Source organism: Photorhabdus hainanensis, assembly GCF_018448965.1.
GTDB classification, from domain to species: domain Bacteria; phylum Pseudomonadota; class Gammaproteobacteria; order Enterobacterales; family Enterobacteriaceae; genus Photorhabdus; species Photorhabdus akhurstii.
This window is the reverse complement of sequence record NZ_RCWD01000043.1, coordinates 26,420-43,132: the sequence shown is the minus strand read 5'-3', so window position 1 is coordinate 43,132 and position 16,713 is coordinate 26,420. Positions and strand designations below refer to the sequence as shown.

Genomic DNA, 16,713 nt, shown 5'->3' with positions numbered 1-16,713 from the left:
ATGCCGCGCTGAACCTGACCGCCGTCAGTGATGACGGGCAGCCGTTAAATTATCTCCTCAACGGCAACGGCCAGGTGATGTCGGTGGGGGAGGGACGGACACTGCGGGAGCATTATCAGTATGATGAAACCGGGTACCCGTCAAGACGGTTTGACGGGGTGCAGGAGATTATGGGGGAAACCCTCTATCAGGAGGGCCATCGCCTGAACTGGGTGGGCTCGCACCGGTTTGTTTACGACCGGGCCGGCCGCATGCAGGAGAAGCAGTTTTTAGCGGAAGGTTGCCGGCTGGCGCTGACAAAATACCGGTGGAACAGCCAGAATCAGCTGACCGGGCTTATCACCCCGGACGGGATAGCGTGGGAATATCGCTATGACGCTTTCGGGCGACGGATAGAAAAACGGTGTATCCAGAGCGGTAAGCGGACCACCTATGTGTGGGACGGCGACGTGCCGGCGGAAATCCGGGAATATCAGCACGGCCGGCTGAAAATGATCCGCCATCTGGTGTTTGACGGCTGGGAGCTGATAGCGCAGCAGACGCAACAGTTTACGCTTAATCTGGACAACCGGGTGGAGCTGATGGCCGGGGAGGTGCAGACCCAGTATGCGGTCAGCGCCCCGACCGGCGAGCCGCTGGCGCTGTTCGACCCGGCAGGCAAGCGGGTGTGGCGGCGGCCGAAGCAGTCCCTGTACGGGCTGCGGCTGGGCGGACACGGCGAGAATCCGCAACTGGACCCGGGCCTCCGATTCGCCGGACAACTTTTTGATGAGGAAAGTGGTTTATTTTATAACCGGTTCAGGTATTATTTGCCGGAAGCAGCGTGCTACCTCAGCCCCGATCCTTGGGGGTTAGCAGGAGGAGTAAATCCTTACAGTTACGTGCATAATCCGACGGGTTGGATCGACCCATTCGGGTTAGCCGGTAAAAATTGCCAAGATGTTGGTAATAAGTCTAAAAATGCTCAAGAAATGGCAGAGGAGTTAGCTAATCAACTTAATAAAAATACAGTGACATTCTCAACTCCAACGACTATGGGGCATATAGATTTAAGAGGTAGAGCGCATTTTGATAAAATAACCCAAACGGATATACCAACTCCACATGTTCAAACTTCACCAATAAATATAGCTCCTAATGGAAAACGCTTTCCTTTGAAAAAGCAGGAAGTAGCCAGACCTGCTACTAAGCAAGATATACGTACAGCTAGAGAACTAGCTAAAAAACAAGGGATATTAAAATGAATGATAATATCATTGAACACCTTCAAAACTGGTATCAATCTAAATGCGATGGAATGTGGGAACATGAATATGGCTTTGATATCAGTACATTAGATAATCCTGGTTGGAAGGTTAATATATCAGGAGAAAATGGGAAAAACCCATTAAATATTATTGTAAATAACACTGATGCCGATTGGGTAAATATAAAGGCAAGTGAAAGAGAATTTAAAGGATATGGAGGTATTGCAAATTTAGAGACAATACTGAAATATGCAGCACAATGGCTTGATAAAGTGTAGAAATATAATTAATTAAAGCCGGAAAGATCTTTCGAGATCTTCCGGCTTTCTGATGATCTATCTTGGTGAATACCCACGGTAAGCCAGAGCGGACTGGAGCTTAGCGATCGCATCCTTAATCTGATACGCTTCCTCGTCATTCACGGCACAGGCGCGTATCTCTGCCCAGTTCAGCCGTTTAACCAGTTGGGCCAGAGCCAGCGCTTCAATGTGAGTTAACTGAATGTCCTGCAAATGTTCAATCACCACTTTCATTTTATCCTCTTCCTTAACCCGCAAAACCGGTTATCAGCGCCTGCATCTGCTGCTTAATCTCCCGCAGTTGGGCCTGTTGCCGCTGGTACTGCTGATGCTGTTGTTGCGTGGCCTCACTCTCTGGAATCAGCACCAGACAACCATCCATCACCTTCACCGTAATCTGGCCGCCAGTATTAAATCCCGCCTGTCTGAGCCACTGGCCCTTAAGATGTATTGCCGGTGTGGCGTTGTTGACCTTATTCCCGTTCGGTACATAACCCACGGTGTAATAACGTTCTGTTTTCACGGCTTTATTTACTGCCGCTTCTGCTTTAGAATGCGCCTTAGCCATAGTAACTACCTCTTTTAGTTGCTTGTGGTGAGCGGCAGACGTGAGGTGCGAACTCACCGTCTGCCGCGCTATCTCAACGCTTAGTGCTGTTAAATCCCATTGCCTGTTCAACCATTGCTTTCTTGACAAAGCTGTCAAGCACCAAAATCAACGCTTGTTGATCGGTATCTGGCAACAGGTCCGCTTTTTGCCACAAGGAATGTAATGTGTGGTTGCGGATCTTCACTTCATCCGATATGGCCTTGCGGCCAACCAGTTCATCTATCGTGACCTGGAGCACATCAGCGATCTTAATAACCGTTTCCAAATGTGGCGCACTCGCGCCTTTTTCCCAACGATTATAAGCGCGCGGATCAACGCCCAACAGTTCAGCCAGCCGAACCTGACTTAAATTACGTGCCTCACGCAACAAGCGAAGACGTTCTGCAAATGCTGACATATCCAACCCTGCACACAATGAATCAATAGGGTTCATTGTATCGTCTCCTTTTTTAGCTGCCTGTTGCAAATCCCATAATGTATAGATAATATAATCTACATATATGTCTATTGACAAGGGTTTAAAAGGAACATTTTTATGGCACGCATCCCGGAAGCAGAATTACAGCACCTGAAAGCCGCCGCCTCCTTAGTGGCCGTGGCGGAACAACAGGGACGAAAGCTGATTAAACACGGCAAAGACGATTACGTGGTGCTGTGCCCGTTTCATCAGGAGAAAACCCCGTCAATGGTGCTCAGCCCGAAAAAGAATCTGTATCACTGCTTCGGCTGTAATGCGGGCGGTTCGGTGCTGGACTGGGTGATGAAAACCGAAAGCTTAAGCCTGCGCCATGCGGCGGAGCGGTTGCGGGCTTTATTGGGCGAAAATCCGGCGGTCGAACCGCTGGTTGCGCCGTCTGAACCAACATTGCTGGCCGAAGATGAAGCCGGCCGGCAGGCGCTGCTGCATCGGGTGGTTGAGTTCTATCACCACACGTTGCTGAACGCGCCGGAGATGCAGGCGTATCTGACCCAGCGGCGACTCAATCACCCGGAGTTAGTGGCTCACTTCCGGCTGGGCTTTGCCAATCGCACGCTGGGGTATCGGCTGCCGTCGAAGAAGCTCAAACCGGGCGCTGAAATCCGGGCGCGACTGCGGGCGGTAGGGTTGATGCGTGAATCGGGTCATGAACACTTTAGCGGAGCGCTGGTTATACCGGTGATTGACCTTGAGGGGCAGGTCCGGGAAGTATACGGGCGCAAAATCCGGGACCGGTTGCGGCCGGGGTCCGTCTATCATCTCTATCTGCCAGGTCCCCATCGCGGGGTCTGGAATGAAGCGGCGCTGATGGCCTCGAAAAGCCTTATCTTATGTGAATCGCTGATTGATGCGATGTCGTTCTGGGTCGCCGGTCATCGGAACGTGACCGCCGCTTACGGGGTCAACGGGGTGACGGCTGACCACTGGCAGGCGTTTGAGCGGCATGGCATCAAACAGGCGCTTATCGCGTTCGACAATGACAGCGCGGGCAATGAAGCGGCGGTAAAACTGGCGGCGGCGCTGCTGACAAAAGGTATCACCCCGCTGCGCGTGATGTTCCCGCCCGAAATGGATGCGAATGAGTATCTGTGTCAGGCGGCCGAGCCGGAAGCCGCTTTCTCCCTGCTGCTTGAGAGCGCGACGCCAATGTCAACCGCAGTGACAACGCGCACGGAAGCGGAGGTATCCGCCGAAGCCGCCCCGCCACCGGCTTTAGCCGCTGCTGTGGCGGCAGTGCAAAACCCGACGCCCGGCCTCATCTGGGAAGCGGGGGCAGACGGGGAACTTAAGGTCTCGCTGGGCAGCCTGCGCTGGTGCATTCGGGGGTTGTCTTCCGTGAAAGCGGGCGCAGTTGCCATGAAACTCAATGCGCAGGTCATTGATACCCAAAGCGGCGTGATGTTCCTGGATGGCGTTGACCTGATGAGCGCACGCAGCCGTCAGGGTTACGCGCGGATGGCCGCGGCTGAGCTGGGGCTGGCTGAGGGGGATATTCGCCGGGCACTGGGGCAGGTGTTACTGGCGGTTGAGCAGTGGCAGCAGCAGGGGGAAATGGGAACTGAGCAGAAAACACCAGAAATGAACGACGCCGAGCGGGCAGCGGCGCTGGCGCTGCTGCAAGACCCGCAACTGAGTGAGCGCATCACCGCTGACTTAGCCGCCTGTGGCGTGGTGGGGGAATCCACTAACCTGCTGGCCGGTTACTTAGCTGCCGTCAGCCGCAAGCTGGAACGTCCGCTGGCCGTGCTGATACAGAGCAGCAGCGCAGCCGGGAAAAGTTCACTGATGGATGCGGTCCTCAATCTGATACCGGAAGAAGAACGGCTGCAATACAGCGCCATGACCGGCCAGAGTCTGTTCTATCTGGGGGAAACCAATCTCCAGCATAAAATCTTAGCCATTGCCGAAGAAGAAGGGGTGCGGCAGGCCGCCTACGCGCTTAAGCTGTTGCAAAGCGACGGCGAACTGACCATTGCCAGCACCGGTAAAGACGACGCCAGCGGGAATCTGGTCACCAAACAGTACACAGTGAAAGGACCGGTGATGCTGATGCTCACCACCACGGCGATTGATGTCGATGAAGAGCTGTTAAACCGCTGTTTAGTCCTGACCGTGAACGAATCGCGGGAACAGACCGAAGCTATCCATGCCTTACAGCGCCATAAGCAGACCCTCGAAGGTTTACTGGCGGAAAATGAAAAGACCTATATCACCGAGCTGCATCAGAACGCCCAGCGGCTGTTGCGCCCGCTCAATGTGGTTAACCCTTACGCCTCACAACTGACGTTCATGAGCGATAAAACCCGCACCCGCCGCGACCACATGAAATATCTCACGCTGATACAAAGTATCGCCCTGCTGCATCAGCACCAGCGCGAGGTGAAAACCGCGGAACACCGGGGCAAACGGCTTGAATATATCGAAGTCGCCAAAGAAGATATCCGCCTGGCGAACCGGCTGGCCCACGAGATATTAGGCCGGACGCTTGATGAAATGCCGCCGCAGACGCGCAGGCTGTTGCTGCTGATACAAAGCTGGGTCAGGGAAAGCGGGCAGCCGCGCCATGAAATGTTGTTTACCCGCAAAATGTTGCGTGATGCGGTGCAGTGGGGCGATACCCAGCTGAAAATCCATCTCTCACGGCTGGTTGAAATGGAGTACCTGCTGTTGCACCGGCGCGGGCTGACGTTCATCTACGAACTGCTGTTCGACGGGGAAGGCAGCGACGCTGCCCACCTGAGCGGGCTGATAGCGCCCTGAATGGCGCAGTATGAAATCGCCCGGTCGGGGTAAGGCGTTAAGCGGTCGCCCGCTGGTCGGTATCAGGTCGGCAAGCGGTCGGGTTAAAAATATCAGCGCAAAGTCAGATACAGCAAGGCTTCACAGCAAAGCGGTCGGGTTAAGTAAAAATTACTGTTCCGGCAGGACAGGATAAAAAAACCGTAGCATACCGACAGACCCCCATTAAGAGGCAGACAATGGAAACACAACCTGTTTTTACCCTTGCGACCTTACGCCAGCAGCTTGAGGCGTATCTGGAAATCCAGACCGCCAGCGGGCACAGCACCCGAACGCCGGAAACCTATCGGGAATGGTTAACGCCGTTCGTCGACTGGTGCGAGATGCGGGCGGTCTACCATGCGCCGCAGGTCTCCCTGCCGTTGCTGGAGAGCTGGCAGCGTTATCTGCGCCGTTACCGCAAGGCAGACGGACAGCATTACGGCAATAACAGCCAGTTACAACGGCTCCGTGCCTTACGGGGGTGGTTCCGCTGGTTATTACAGCGCCACCATATCCTGTATAACCCGACAGAAATGTTAATCCTGCCGAAAGAAGAGCAGCGGCTGCCGACGCAGGTACTGAGCGATGCGGAGACTGAGCATGTGCTGACCAGCCTCGACACCCAGACGCCCCTCGGCCTGCGTAACCGCGCCATACTGGAAGTGTTCTGGAATACCGGTATCCGGCGCACAGAACTGATTAATCTGAGACTCGGCGACATAGACCGCCATCGCGGGGTGGTGGTAGTACGGCAGGGAAAAAACGGCCATGACCGGGTGGTGCCGATAGGAGAACGGGCGCTGGCGTGGCTGGAGCGGTATCTGGCCAGCGTGCGCCCGCAACTGGCTTATCGGTATGACAGCGGGCATATGTTTATCACCGTCAGAGGCAGACCGCTGGCCCGCAACACCTTAACGCAAATCGCAGGGCGAACCATCCGGGAGCAGGCAAAACTCGACAAACCGGGGTCCTGCCACGTGTTCCGGCACACAATGGCGACGCAGATGCTGGAGAACGGCGCGGACACCCGGCATATCCAGGCGATACTGGGGCATAAAAAGCTGGAGACCACGCAAATTTACACGCGGGTTGCCATCGGACACCTTAAAGAAGTTCATCAACAGACGCACCCGGCAGAGCGGAAACCGAAGAAAAAGCAGACAACGCGGCCAGAGGACAAACAGGCGAATAGTAACAAGCCGGACAGCCCGAAGCCGGTCTGAACGCGCTGTGTTGTCGGACTAGTCTTTAAGGTTAGCCGGTTCCCTGTGAGCGCGTGGGGTGCAGTGAAAGGCAGACTGCGCGCGTCCCTGCGCACAGACTGCCTCCCCACCTCCGGCGTGCCCGGCAGTAAATGCCGGCCGCCCGGCGCTGAACTTCGGCGTTCTCTGTAACAATCGTTGCCGGTCAGCCGCCATTCAACATAATGTGGCATTAAGCGCAATGGGCCTGAACGGCCCGCCACGCTTAACGGAACATTATGTCGGCGCCGCCCACCCACGGGCGCTGCGCGGCCACCTCAACCCCGGTGAGCGGCTGGCCGCCGGGTTGAGCTTCTCAGCCCCAGCGGCGCACCGGGTTCGCCCGCTCACCCGCTGCTGTCAGCCGCGGCGCTAAAACCCACCGCCGCAGTCGCCGCCGTCCGTGGCGGCTCCGGTATCAACACCCGCCTTAAGTCGTTGTCGGTCAGTCCGTCAGGGTCAACCGCCCTGAAGGCAGGCCAGCAAGCTGGCCGCGGTTTATTGCCCCCGCCCCAACCCTGCTGCACTGGCTGCGCCCGGTTCGCAGTCGCAGGCTCCTTGCTCATTCCCGTGCTCGCCATCTCCGCCCCGTGCAGCCCCCGGGGGCTTCCCTGCTGAACAGCTTCACCTGCGGGCTTCGCCAGCCCGCACCCGGCCAACCCGCGTCAGCGGCGCAGACAAGCTGCCCCGCCGCCACGGGTTATCGAGAAAACCCGGTTCTGGCAGAAAAAGCGGGCGGAAACCCGGCACTGACATCGGGGAAAAAGTGAGCTAAAATCGGCAAAGTGCACATCGGGGTTTTGGGTTCGCGGCGGTGAGTGCAGTGGGACGAAGTGGCTCTTTAACAGGTTGTTATTAAAGAAAAAATCCCGGTCAAAAAGTATGGTCGTGTCGGGGCAGTCCCTAAGACCCATTCGGGTTAGCCGGTAAAAATTGCCAAGATGTTGGTAATAAGTCTAAAAATGCTCAAGAAATGGCAGAGGAGTTAGCTAATCAACTTAATAAAAATACAGTGACATTCTCAACTCCAACGACTATGGGGCATATAGATTTAAGAGGTAGAGCGCATTTTGATAAAATAACCCAAACGGATATACCAACTCCACATGTTCAAACTTCACCAATAAATATAGCTCCTAATGGAAAACGCTTTCCTTTGAAAAAGCAGGAAGTAGCCAGACCTGCTACTAAGCAAGATATACGTACAGCTAGAGAACTAGCTAAAAAACAAGGGATATTAAAATGAATGATAATATCATTGAACACCTTCAAAACTGGTATCAATCTAAATGCGATGGAATGTGGGAACATGAATATGGCTTTGATATCAGTACATTAGATAATCCTGGTTGGAAGGTTAATATATCAGGAGAAAATGGGAAAAACCCATTAAATATTATTGTAAATAACACTGATGCCGATTGGGTAAATATAAAGGCAAGTGAAAGAGAATTTAAAGGATATGGAGGTATTGCAAATTTAGAGACAATACTGAAATATGCAGCACAATGGCTTGATAAAGTGTAGAAATATAATTAATTAAAGCCGGAAAGATCTTTCGAGATCTTCCGGCTTTCTGATGATCTATCTTGGTGAATACCCACGGTAAGCCAGAGCGGACTGGAGCTTAGCGATCGCATCCTTAATCTGATACGCTTCCTCGTCATTCACGGCACAGGCGCGTATCTCTGCCCAGTTCAGCCGTTTAACCAGTTGGGCCAGAGCCAGCGCTTCAATGTGAGTTAACTGAATGTCCTGCAAATGTTCAATCACCACTTTCATTTTATCCTCTTCCTTAACCCGCAAAACCGGTTATCAGCGCCTGCATCTGCTGCTTAATCTCCCGCAGTTGGGCCTGTTGCCGCTGGTACTGCTGATGCTGTTGTTGCGTGGCCTCACTCTCTGGAATCAGCACCAGACAACCATCCATCACCTTCACCGTAATCTGGCCGCCAGTATTAAATCCCGCCTGTCTGAGCCACTGGCCCTTAAGATGTATTGCCGGTGTGGCGTTGTTGACCTTATTCCCGTTCGGTACATAACCCACGGTGTAATAACGTTCTGTTTTCACGGCTTTATTTACTGCCGCTTCTGCTTTAGAATGCGCCTTAGCCATAGTAACTACCTCTTTTAGTTGCTTGTGGTGAGCGGCAGACGTGAGGTGCGAACTCACCGTCTGCCGCGCTATCTCAACGCTTAGTGCTGTTAAATCCCATTGCCTGTTCAACCATTGCTTTCTTGACAAAGCTGTCAAGCACCAAAATCAACGCTTGTTGATCGGTATCTGGCAACAGGTCCGCTTTTTGCCACAAGGAATGTAATGTGTGGTTGCGGATCTTCACTTCATCCGATATGGCCTTGCGGCCAACCAGTTCATCTATCGTGACCTGGAGCACATCAGCGATCTTAATAACCGTTTCCAAATGTGGCGCACTCGCGCCTTTTTCCCAACGATTATAAGCGCGCGGATCAACGCCCAACAGTTCAGCCAGCCGAACCTGACTTAAATTACGTGCCTCACGCAACAAGCGAAGACGTTCTGCAAATGCTGACATATCCAACCCTGCACACAATGAATCAATAGGGTTCATTGTATCGTCTCCTTTTTTAGCTGCCTGTTGCAAATCCCATAATGTATAGATAATATAATCTACATATATGTCTATTGACAAGGGTTTAAAAGGAACATTTTTATGGCACGCATCCCGGAAGCAGAATTACAGCACCTGAAAGCCGCCGCCTCCTTAGTGGCCGTGGCGGAACAACAGGGACGAAAGCTGATTAAACACGGCAAAGACGATTACGTGGTGCTGTGCCCGTTTCATCAGGAGAAAACCCCGTCAATGGTGCTCAGCCCGAAAAAGAATCTGTATCACTGCTTCGGCTGTAATGCGGGCGGTTCGGTGCTGGACTGGGTGATGAAAACCGAAAGCTTAAGCCTGCGCCATGCGGCGGAGCGGTTGCGGGCTTTATTGGGCGAAAATCCGGCGGTCGAACCGCTGGTTGCGCCGTCTGAACCAACATTGCTGGCCGAAGATGAAGCCGGCCGGCAGGCGCTGCTGCATCGGGTGGTTGAGTTCTATCACCACACGTTGCTGAACGCGCCGGAGATGCAGGCGTATCTGACCCAGCGGCGACTCAATCACCCGGAGTTAGTGGCTCACTTCCGGCTGGGCTTTGCCAATCGCACGCTGGGGTATCGGCTGCCGTCGAAGAAGCTCAAACCGGGCGCTGAAATCCGGGCGCGACTGCGGGCGGTAGGGTTGATGCGTGAATCGGGTCATGAACACTTTAGCGGAGCGCTGGTTATACCGGTGATTGACCTTGAGGGGCAGGTCCGGGAAGTATACGGGCGCAAAATCCGGGACCGGTTGCGGCCGGGGTCCGTCTATCATCTCTATCTGCCAGGTCCCCATCGCGGGGTCTGGAATGAAGCGGCGCTGATGGCCTCGAAAAGCCTTATCTTATGTGAATCGCTGATTGATGCGATGTCGTTCTGGGTCGCCGGTCATCGGAACGTGACCGCCGCTTACGGGGTCAACGGGGTGACGGCTGACCACTGGCAGGCGTTTGAGCGGCATGGCATCAAACAGGCGCTTATCGCGTTCGACAATGACAGCGCGGGCAATGAAGCGGCGGTAAAACTGGCGGCGGCGCTGCTGACAAAAGGTATCACCCCGCTGCGCGTGATGTTCCCGCCCGAAATGGATGCGAATGAGTATCTGTGTCAGGCGGCCGAGCCGGAAGCCGCTTTCTCCCTGCTGCTTGAGAGCGCGACGCCAATGTCAACCGCAGTGACAACGCGCACGGAAGCGGAGGTATCCGCCGAAGCCGCCCCGCCACCGGCTTTAGCCGCTGCTGTGGCGGCAGTGCAAAACCCGACGCCCGGCCTCATCTGGGAAGCGGGGGCAGACGGGGAACTTAAGGTCTCGCTGGGCAGCCTGCGCTGGTGCATTCGGGGGTTGTCTTCCGTGAAAGCGGGCGCAGTTGCCATGAAACTCAATGCGCAGGTCATTGATACCCAAAGCGGCGTGATGTTCCTGGATGGCGTTGACCTGATGAGCGCACGCAGCCGTCAGGGTTACGCGCGGATGGCCGCGGCTGAGCTGGGGCTGGCTGAGGGGGATATTCGCCGGGCACTGGGGCAGGTGTTACTGGCGGTTGAGCAGTGGCAGCAGCAGGGGGAAATGGGAACTGAGCAGAAAACACCAGAAATGAACGACGCCGAGCGGGCAGCGGCGCTGGCGCTGCTGCAAGACCCGCAACTGAGTGAGCGCATCACCGCTGACTTAGCCGCCTGTGGCGTGGTGGGGGAATCCACTAACCTGCTGGCCGGTTACTTAGCTGCCGTCAGCCGCAAGCTGGAACGTCCGCTGGCCGTGCTGATACAGAGCAGCAGCGCAGCCGGGAAAAGTTCACTGATGGATGCGGTCCTCAATCTGATACCGGAAGAAGAACGGCTGCAATACAGCGCCATGACCGGCCAGAGTCTGTTCTATCTGGGGGAAACCAATCTCCAGCATAAAATCTTAGCCATTGCCGAAGAAGAAGGGGTGCGGCAGGCCGCCTACGCGCTTAAGCTGTTGCAAAGCGACGGCGAACTGACCATTGCCAGCACCGGTAAAGACGACGCCAGCGGGAATCTGGTCACCAAACAGTACACAGTGAAAGGACCGGTGATGCTGATGCTCACCACCACGGCGATTGATGTCGATGAAGAGCTGTTAAACCGCTGTTTAGTCCTGACCGTGAACGAATCGCGGGAACAGACCGAAGCTATCCATGCCTTACAGCGCCATAAGCAGACCCTCGAAGGTTTACTGGCGGAAAATGAAAAGACCTATATCACCGAGCTGCATCAGAACGCCCAGCGGCTGTTGCGCCCGCTCAATGTGGTTAACCCTTACGCCTCACAACTGACGTTCATGAGCGATAAAACCCGCACCCGCCGCGACCACATGAAATATCTCACGCTGATACAAAGTATCGCCCTGCTGCATCAGCACCAGCGCGAGGTGAAAACCGCGGAACACCGGGGCAAACGGCTTGAATATATCGAAGTCGCCAAAGAAGATATCCGCCTGGCGAACCGGCTGGCCCACGAGATATTAGGCCGGACGCTTGATGAAATGCCGCCGCAGACGCGCAGGCTGTTGCTGCTGATACAAAGCTGGGTCAGGGAAAGCGGGCAGCCGCGCCATGAAATGTTGTTTACCCGCAAAATGTTGCGTGATGCGGTGCAGTGGGGCGATACCCAGCTGAAAATCCATCTCTCACGGCTGGTTGAAATGGAGTACCTGCTGTTGCACCGGCGCGGGCTGACGTTCATCTACGAACTGCTGTTCGACGGGGAAGGCAGCGACGCTGCCCACCTGAGCGGGCTGATAGCGCCCTGAATGGCGCAGTATGAAATCGCCCGGTCGGGGTAAGGCGTTAAGCGGTCGCCCGCTGGTCGGTATCAGGTCGGCAAGCGGTCGGGTTAAAAATATCAGCGCAAAGTCAGATACAGCAAGGCTTCACAGCAAAGCGGTCGGGTTAAGTAAAAATTACTGTTCCGGCAGGACAGGATAAAAAAACCGTAGCATACCGACAGACCCCCATTAAGAGGCAGACAATGGAAACACAACCTGTTTTTACCCTTGCGACCTTACGCCAGCAGCTTGAGGCGTATCTGGAAATCCAGACCGCCAGCGGGCACAGCACCCGAACGCCGGAAACCTATCGGGAATGGTTAACGCCGTTCGTCGACTGGTGCGAGATGCGGGCGGTCTACCATGCGCCGCAGGTCTCCCTGCCGTTGCTGGAGAGCTGGCAGCGTTATCTGCGCCGTTACCGCAAGGCAGACGGACAGCATTACGGCAATAACAGCCAGTTACAACGGCTCCGTGCCTTACGGGGGTGGTTCCGCTGGTTATTACAGCGCCACCATATCCTGTATAACCCGACAGAAATGTTAATCCTGCCGAAAGAAGAGCAGCGGCTGCCGACGCAGGTACTGAGCGATGCGGAGACTGAGCATGTGCTGACCAGCCTCGACACCCAGACGCCCCTCGGCCTGCGTAACCGCGCCATACTGGAAGTGTTCTGGAATACCGGTATCCGGCGCACAGAACTGATTAATCTGAGACTCGGCGACATAGACCGCCATCGCGGGGTGGTGGTAGTACGGCAGGGAAAAAACGGCCATGACCGGGTGGTGCCGATAGGAGAACGGGCGCTGGCGTGGCTGGAGCGGTATCTGGCCAGCGTGCGCCCGCAACTGGCTTATCGGTATGACAGCGGGCATATGTTTATCACCGTCAGAGGCAGACCGCTGGCCCGCAACACCTTAACGCAAATCGCAGGGCGAACCATCCGGGAGCAGGCAAAACTCGACAAACCGGGGTCCTGCCACGTGTTCCGGCACACAATGGCGACGCAGATGCTGGAGAACGGCGCGGACACCCGGCATATCCAGGCGATACTGGGGCATAAAAAGCTGGAGACCACGCAAATTTACACGCGGGTTGCCATCGGACACCTTAAAGAAGTTCATCAACAGACGCACCCGGCAGAGCGGAAACCGAAGAAAAAGCAGACAACGCGGCCAGAGGACAAACAGGCGAATAGTAACAAGCCGGACAGCCCGAAGCCGGTCTGAACGCGCTGTGTTGTCGGACTAGTCTTTAAGGTTAGCCGGTTCCCTGTGAGCGCGTGGGGTGCAGTGAAAGGCAGACTGCGCGCGTCCCTGCGCACAGACTGCCTCCCCACCTCCGGCGTGCCCGGCAGTAAATGCCGGCCGCCCGGCGCTGAACTTCGGCGTTCTCTGTAACAATCGTTGCCGGTCAGCCGCCATTCAACATAATGTGGCATTAAGCGCAATGGGCCTGAACGGCCCGCCACGCTTAACGGAACATTATGTCGGCGCCGCCCACCCACGGGCGCTGCGCGGCCACCTCAACCCCGGTGAGCGGCTGGCCGCCGGGTTGAGCTTCTCAGCCCCAGCGGCGCACCGGGTTCGCCCGCTCACCCGCTGCTGTCAGCCGCGGCGCTAAAACCCACCGCCGCAGTCGCCGCCGTCCGTGGCGGCTCCGGTATCAACACCCGCCTTAAGTCGTTGTCGGTCAGTCCGTCAGGGTCAACCGCCCTGAAGGCAGGCCAGCAAGCTGGCCGCGGTTTATTGCCCCCGCCCCAACCCTGCTGCACTGGCTGCGCCCGGTTCGCAGTCGCAGGCTCCTTGCTCATTCCCGTGCTCGCCATCTCCGCCCCGTGCAGCCCCCGGGGGCTTCCCTGCTGAACAGCTTCACCTGCGGGCTTCGCCAGCCCGCACCCGGCCAACCCGCGTCAGCGGCGCAGACAAGCTGCCCCGCCGCCACGGGTTATCGAGAAAACCCGGTTCTGGCAGAAAAAGCGGGCGGAAACCCGGCACTGACATCGGGGAAAAAGTGAGCTAAAATCGGCAAAGTGCACATCGGGGTTTTGGGTTCGCGGCGGTGAGTGCAGTGGGACGAAGTGGCTCTTTAACAGGTTGTTATTAAAGAAAAAATCCCGGTCAAAAAGTATGGTCGTGTCGGGGCAGTCCCTAAGACCCTCTGGGTCTTGCTGGCTGTCCAGCAGTTAGAGACTCGTTTGAGCAAGCTAGAAATAAGGCATTAAATTGGCTTACAGATAGAGAATTTAAAGCAGAGAAAGTGAACACTGGTAAGTTTGGTTCTACAAAGAACCAGCCTGTCGGAATGACTACCGCTGATGGAAAAACAGGTTTTAGAATTGAATATGATGAAAGAAGCGGGGCCCATATTAATGTCTTTAGTGGAAAAGAAAAAGGTGAACATTTCCTTTTTGATGCTACTGAGAAAACAGTCACTAAGCTGCAAAAGCTATTTGATCTTCCATCAAAACCGTGGAGAGGCTCATGACTCTTGATGAAGAAATTAGAAATGAAATCAATCAACAACCTAATCCTCCAGTAATAATAGATGATTGGGAAGAAATAGCCGACTCTTTATCAGATTCTTTTGAATGGAAAGGCTCTAAGATAGATTGGTCAAAAACCAATAATCATCAAAGTTGTTTATATACGAAAGATGATGATTTGGAACTATTAATGAATAAATTTGTTGAAGATCATTCTATTAACAAGGTTATATCTGGCAGTAAAACGATTTATTATATAAATGATTCATCTTTAGACTTTGCAATCGCTATGAATCCAGAGCAATTCCATGCTATTTCTTTGCTTGTTATTAATAATGTGCCACAACATCATTATTTTTTTGATGAAAATAAAAAATGGTGCTTTGTTATTAGCTCTGAGGGATATATAGATTTTGGGTTCTCTAATTTATCCTAAAACATATTAAGAAGGCCGGAAGATCCTAAGTGATCTTCCGGCCTTCTTATGATCTACCGTGGTGCATACCACAGTAAGCCTACGTTGATTTCACTCGTTCAATGTTGGCGCCAAGTCCGCGCAACTTATCTTCGATATGTTCATAACCCCGGTCAATATGATAAATACGGTCAACAACCGTCACGCCTTCCGCAATACAACCCGCCAGAACCAGACTTGCCGATGCGCGTAAATCCGTCGCCATGACCTGTGCACTGGATAATTTCTTAACACCATGACAAAGCACGGTGTTACTTTCAATTTCCGCATGCGCACCCATCCGAATTAATTCAGGGATATGCATGAAACGGTTTTCGAAAATAGTTTCGGTGATCATCCCAGCACCTTCCGCAACCAAATTCAGTAAGCTGAACTGTGCCTGCATGTCGGTCGGGAAACCTGGGTGCGGAGCAGTACGTAATGTCACCGCTTTAGGGCGTTTACCGTGCATATCGAGGCTTATCCAATCTTTACCAATTTCAATATCAGCACCCGCCTCACGTAATTTAGCCAATACCGCATCCAGCGTATTAGGCTGAGCATGACGGCAAACCACTTTGCCACCGGATATCGCCGCCGCAACAAGAAATGTCCCCGTTTCAATCCGATCAGGTAGTACACGATATACACCACCACCTAGACGTTCTACGCCTTCAATGGTGATATGGTCTGTGCCCGCCCCTGTAATTTTTGCACCCAAAGTATTGAGGAAATTAGCCGTATCTTCGATTTCAGGTTCACGTGCTGCGTTCTCAATAACTGTTGTCCCTTCTGCCAACGTTGCCGCGGTCATAATCGTGACTGTCGCTCCAACGCTGACTTTATCCATCACAATGCAAGCCCCTTTCAGACGTCCATTAACGGAAGCCTTGACGTAGCCCTCTTCCAGAACAATTTCAGCACCTAACTGCTCCAAGCCACTGATATGCAGATCAACCGGGCGAGCGCCAATAGCACAACCACCCGGCAAAGAGACTTGTCCCTGACCAAAACGCGCCACCAAAGGACCTAACGCCCAAATAGATGCACGCATGGTTTTCACTAGCTCGTAAGGCGCACAATATTGATTCACACTGCGAGCATCCACAAATACAGAACCATTACGTTCAACTTTGGTCCCAAGGCGATTCAATAATTTGATAGTGGTATCAATATCTTTCAATTCTGGAACATTTTGCAACTCAACAGGCTCTTCAGCCAACAACGCGGCGAACAGGATTGGCAATGCAGCATTTTTTGCCCCGGAAATAGTAACCTCACCCGACAGACGAGTGGGCCCTTTCACACGAAATTTATCCATCTGTGACGACTCTCTTTATATAATTTGCTGTTCGCGGCGAGGCAAACAACATTAAAAACCGTTGAGCTTGCGATCCCGTTTCCAATCATCCGGCGTATAGGCTTTAATTGACAAGGCATGAATACGATTATCAGCAATGTATTCCATTAAAGGCGCATAAACAGCTTGCTGCTGTTTTACCCGACTCATACCGGCAAACATTTCACCAACCACAATAACCTGGAAATGGCTGCCATCTCCGTTAACGATGACTTCATCCAGCGCTAATTTATCCATCAGCACTTGCTTAATCTCATTAGTATCCATAATTGCTCAATGTTCTGTAGTTAGAAATGATAGTCAGCCGTCTATCCTAATAGAATCCTGCTTATTCTTAAACTATGAAA

The 16,713-nt window shown here is 53.7% G+C and carries 20 protein-coding genes; 12 read left to right on the top strand and 8 right to left on the bottom strand.

Translation table 11 applies throughout. The features are described from left to right. Positions 1-8: 8 nt before the first annotated feature. Both EAE92_RS24775 and EAE92_RS20395 read left to right on the top strand, forming a co-directional pair. The gene (locus tag EAE92_RS24775; RefSeq protein ID WP_479687653.1) at positions 9-1,244 is read left to right on the top strand and encodes an RHS repeat domain-containing protein; all 1,236 of its coding nucleotides are present in this window, start codon (positions 9-11) and stop codon (positions 1,242-1,244) included. After that, positions 1,241-1,525, top strand: coding sequence for an Imm53 family immunity protein (locus EAE92_RS20395; RefSeq protein ID WP_133814652.1), 285 nt, complete (start codon positions 1,241-1,243; stop codon positions 1,523-1,525). Before EAE92_RS24775 ends, EAE92_RS20395 begins: the two co-directional genes overlap by 4 nt. Before the next feature lie 57 nt (positions 1,526-1,582). Here EAE92_RS20395 and EAE92_RS20390 read toward each other — a convergent pair whose 3' ends face one another. From EAE92_RS20390 to EAE92_RS20380, 3 genes are all read right to left on the bottom strand, one after another. Next, positions 1,583-1,780 carry a DUF7706 family protein gene (locus EAE92_RS20390; RefSeq protein WP_214069404.1) on the bottom strand — a complete coding sequence of 66 codons (198 nt, stop codon included), beginning with the start codon at positions 1,778-1,780 and terminating at the stop codon, positions 1,583-1,585. Positions 1,781-1,793: 13 nt separating this feature from the next. Beyond that, on the bottom strand, positions 1,794-2,114 hold the full coding sequence (locus EAE92_RS20385) for a SymE family type I addiction module toxin (protein WP_214069403.1): 321 nt from the start codon (positions 2,112-2,114) through the stop codon (positions 1,794-1,796). 73 nt (positions 2,115-2,187) lie between these two features. Then, entirely contained in the window at positions 2,188-2,589 is a 402-nt protein-coding gene (locus EAE92_RS20380; RefSeq protein WP_214069402.1) for a helix-turn-helix domain-containing protein, read from the bottom strand. A 102-nt stretch (positions 2,590-2,691) separates the two neighbouring features. Between EAE92_RS20380 and EAE92_RS20375 the strand changes: the two genes are divergently transcribed. The 5 genes from EAE92_RS20375 (at position 2,692) to EAE92_RS20355 (ending at position 8,183) form a co-directional block, all read left to right on the top strand. Continuing rightward, positions 2,692-5,394 carry a CHC2 zinc finger domain-containing protein gene (locus tag EAE92_RS20375; RefSeq protein WP_214069401.1) on the top strand — a complete coding sequence of 901 codons (2,703 nt, stop codon included), beginning with the start codon at positions 2,692-2,694 and terminating at the stop codon, positions 5,392-5,394. A gap of 10 nt (positions 5,395-5,404) precedes the next feature. Then, a complete protein-coding gene (locus tag EAE92_RS20370) occupies positions 5,405-5,569 on the top strand; it encodes a hypothetical protein (RefSeq protein WP_214069400.1) in 165 nt (54 codons plus the stop codon). Between the two features lie 43 nt (positions 5,570-5,612). Further along, a complete protein-coding gene (xerC, locus tag EAE92_RS20365) occupies positions 5,613-6,638 on the top strand; it encodes a site-specific tyrosine recombinase XerC (RefSeq protein WP_214069399.1) in 1,026 nt (341 codons plus the stop codon). Between the two features lie 991 nt (positions 6,639-7,629). Continuing rightward, positions 7,630-7,902, top strand: coding sequence for a hypothetical protein (locus EAE92_RS20360; protein ID WP_207631823.1), 273 nt, complete (start codon positions 7,630-7,632; stop codon positions 7,900-7,902). Then, positions 7,899-8,183 (top strand): Imm53 family immunity protein, encoded by a 285-nt coding sequence (locus EAE92_RS20355; protein WP_133814652.1) that lies wholly within the window; start codon positions 7,899-7,901, stop codon positions 8,181-8,183. Before EAE92_RS20360 ends, EAE92_RS20355 begins: the two co-directional genes overlap by 4 nt. 57 nt (positions 8,184-8,240) lie before the next feature. Here EAE92_RS20355 and EAE92_RS20350 read toward each other — a convergent pair whose 3' ends face one another. The 3 genes from EAE92_RS20350 to EAE92_RS20340 form a co-directional block, all read right to left on the bottom strand. Further along, positions 8,241-8,438 (bottom strand): DUF7706 family protein, encoded by a 198-nt coding sequence (locus EAE92_RS20350; RefSeq protein WP_214069404.1) that lies wholly within the window; start codon positions 8,436-8,438, stop codon positions 8,241-8,243. 13 nt (positions 8,439-8,451) lie between these two features. After that, on the bottom strand, positions 8,452-8,772 hold the full coding sequence (locus EAE92_RS20345) for a SymE family type I addiction module toxin (protein ID WP_214069403.1): 321 nt from the start codon (positions 8,770-8,772) through the stop codon (positions 8,452-8,454). A 73-nt stretch (positions 8,773-8,845) separates the two neighbouring features. Next, positions 8,846-9,247 carry a helix-turn-helix domain-containing protein gene (locus tag EAE92_RS20340; RefSeq protein ID WP_214069402.1) on the bottom strand — a complete coding sequence of 134 codons (402 nt, stop codon included), beginning with the start codon at positions 9,245-9,247 and terminating at the stop codon, positions 8,846-8,848. Positions 9,248-9,349: 102 nt separating this feature from the next. Between EAE92_RS20340 and EAE92_RS20335 the strand changes: the two genes are divergently transcribed. The 5 genes from EAE92_RS20335 (at position 9,350) to EAE92_RS20315 (ending at position 14,988) form a co-directional block, all read left to right on the top strand. Beyond that, positions 9,350-12,052 (top strand): CHC2 zinc finger domain-containing protein, encoded by a 2,703-nt coding sequence (locus tag EAE92_RS20335; RefSeq protein WP_214069401.1) that lies wholly within the window; start codon positions 9,350-9,352, stop codon positions 12,050-12,052. A gap of 10 nt (positions 12,053-12,062) precedes the next feature. Beyond that, positions 12,063-12,227 carry a hypothetical protein gene (locus EAE92_RS20330; protein WP_214069400.1) on the top strand — a complete coding sequence of 55 codons (165 nt, stop codon included), beginning with the start codon at positions 12,063-12,065 and terminating at the stop codon, positions 12,225-12,227. 43 nt (positions 12,228-12,270) lie between these two features. Then, positions 12,271-13,296, top strand: coding sequence for a site-specific tyrosine recombinase XerC (xerC, locus tag EAE92_RS20325; RefSeq protein ID WP_214069399.1), 1,026 nt, complete (start codon positions 12,271-12,273; stop codon positions 13,294-13,296). A 1,030-nt stretch (positions 13,297-14,326) separates the two neighbouring features. After that, on the top strand, positions 14,327-14,554 hold the full coding sequence (locus EAE92_RS20320; protein WP_228940685.1) for a hypothetical protein: 228 nt from the start codon (positions 14,327-14,329) through the stop codon (positions 14,552-14,554). Further along, positions 14,551-14,988: a type IV secretion protein Rhs gene (locus EAE92_RS20315; protein WP_065390237.1), complete on the top strand. Its 438-nt coding sequence runs from the start codon at positions 14,551-14,553 to the stop codon at positions 14,986-14,988. Before EAE92_RS20320 ends, EAE92_RS20315 begins: the two co-directional genes overlap by 4 nt. Positions 14,989-15,067: 79 nt before the next feature. Here the strand turns inward: EAE92_RS20315 and murA are convergent, their stop codons facing one another. Beyond that, positions 15,068-16,327, bottom strand: coding sequence for a UDP-N-acetylglucosamine 1-carboxyvinyltransferase (murA, locus tag EAE92_RS20310; protein ID WP_214069398.1), 1,260 nt, complete (start codon positions 16,325-16,327; stop codon positions 15,068-15,070). Between the two features lie 51 nt (positions 16,328-16,378). Continuing rightward, positions 16,379-16,633 (bottom strand): BolA family iron metabolism protein IbaG, encoded by a 255-nt coding sequence (gene ibaG / locus EAE92_RS20305; RefSeq protein WP_011148158.1) that lies wholly within the window; start codon positions 16,631-16,633, stop codon positions 16,379-16,381. Between the last annotated feature and the right edge of the window lie 80 nt (positions 16,634-16,713).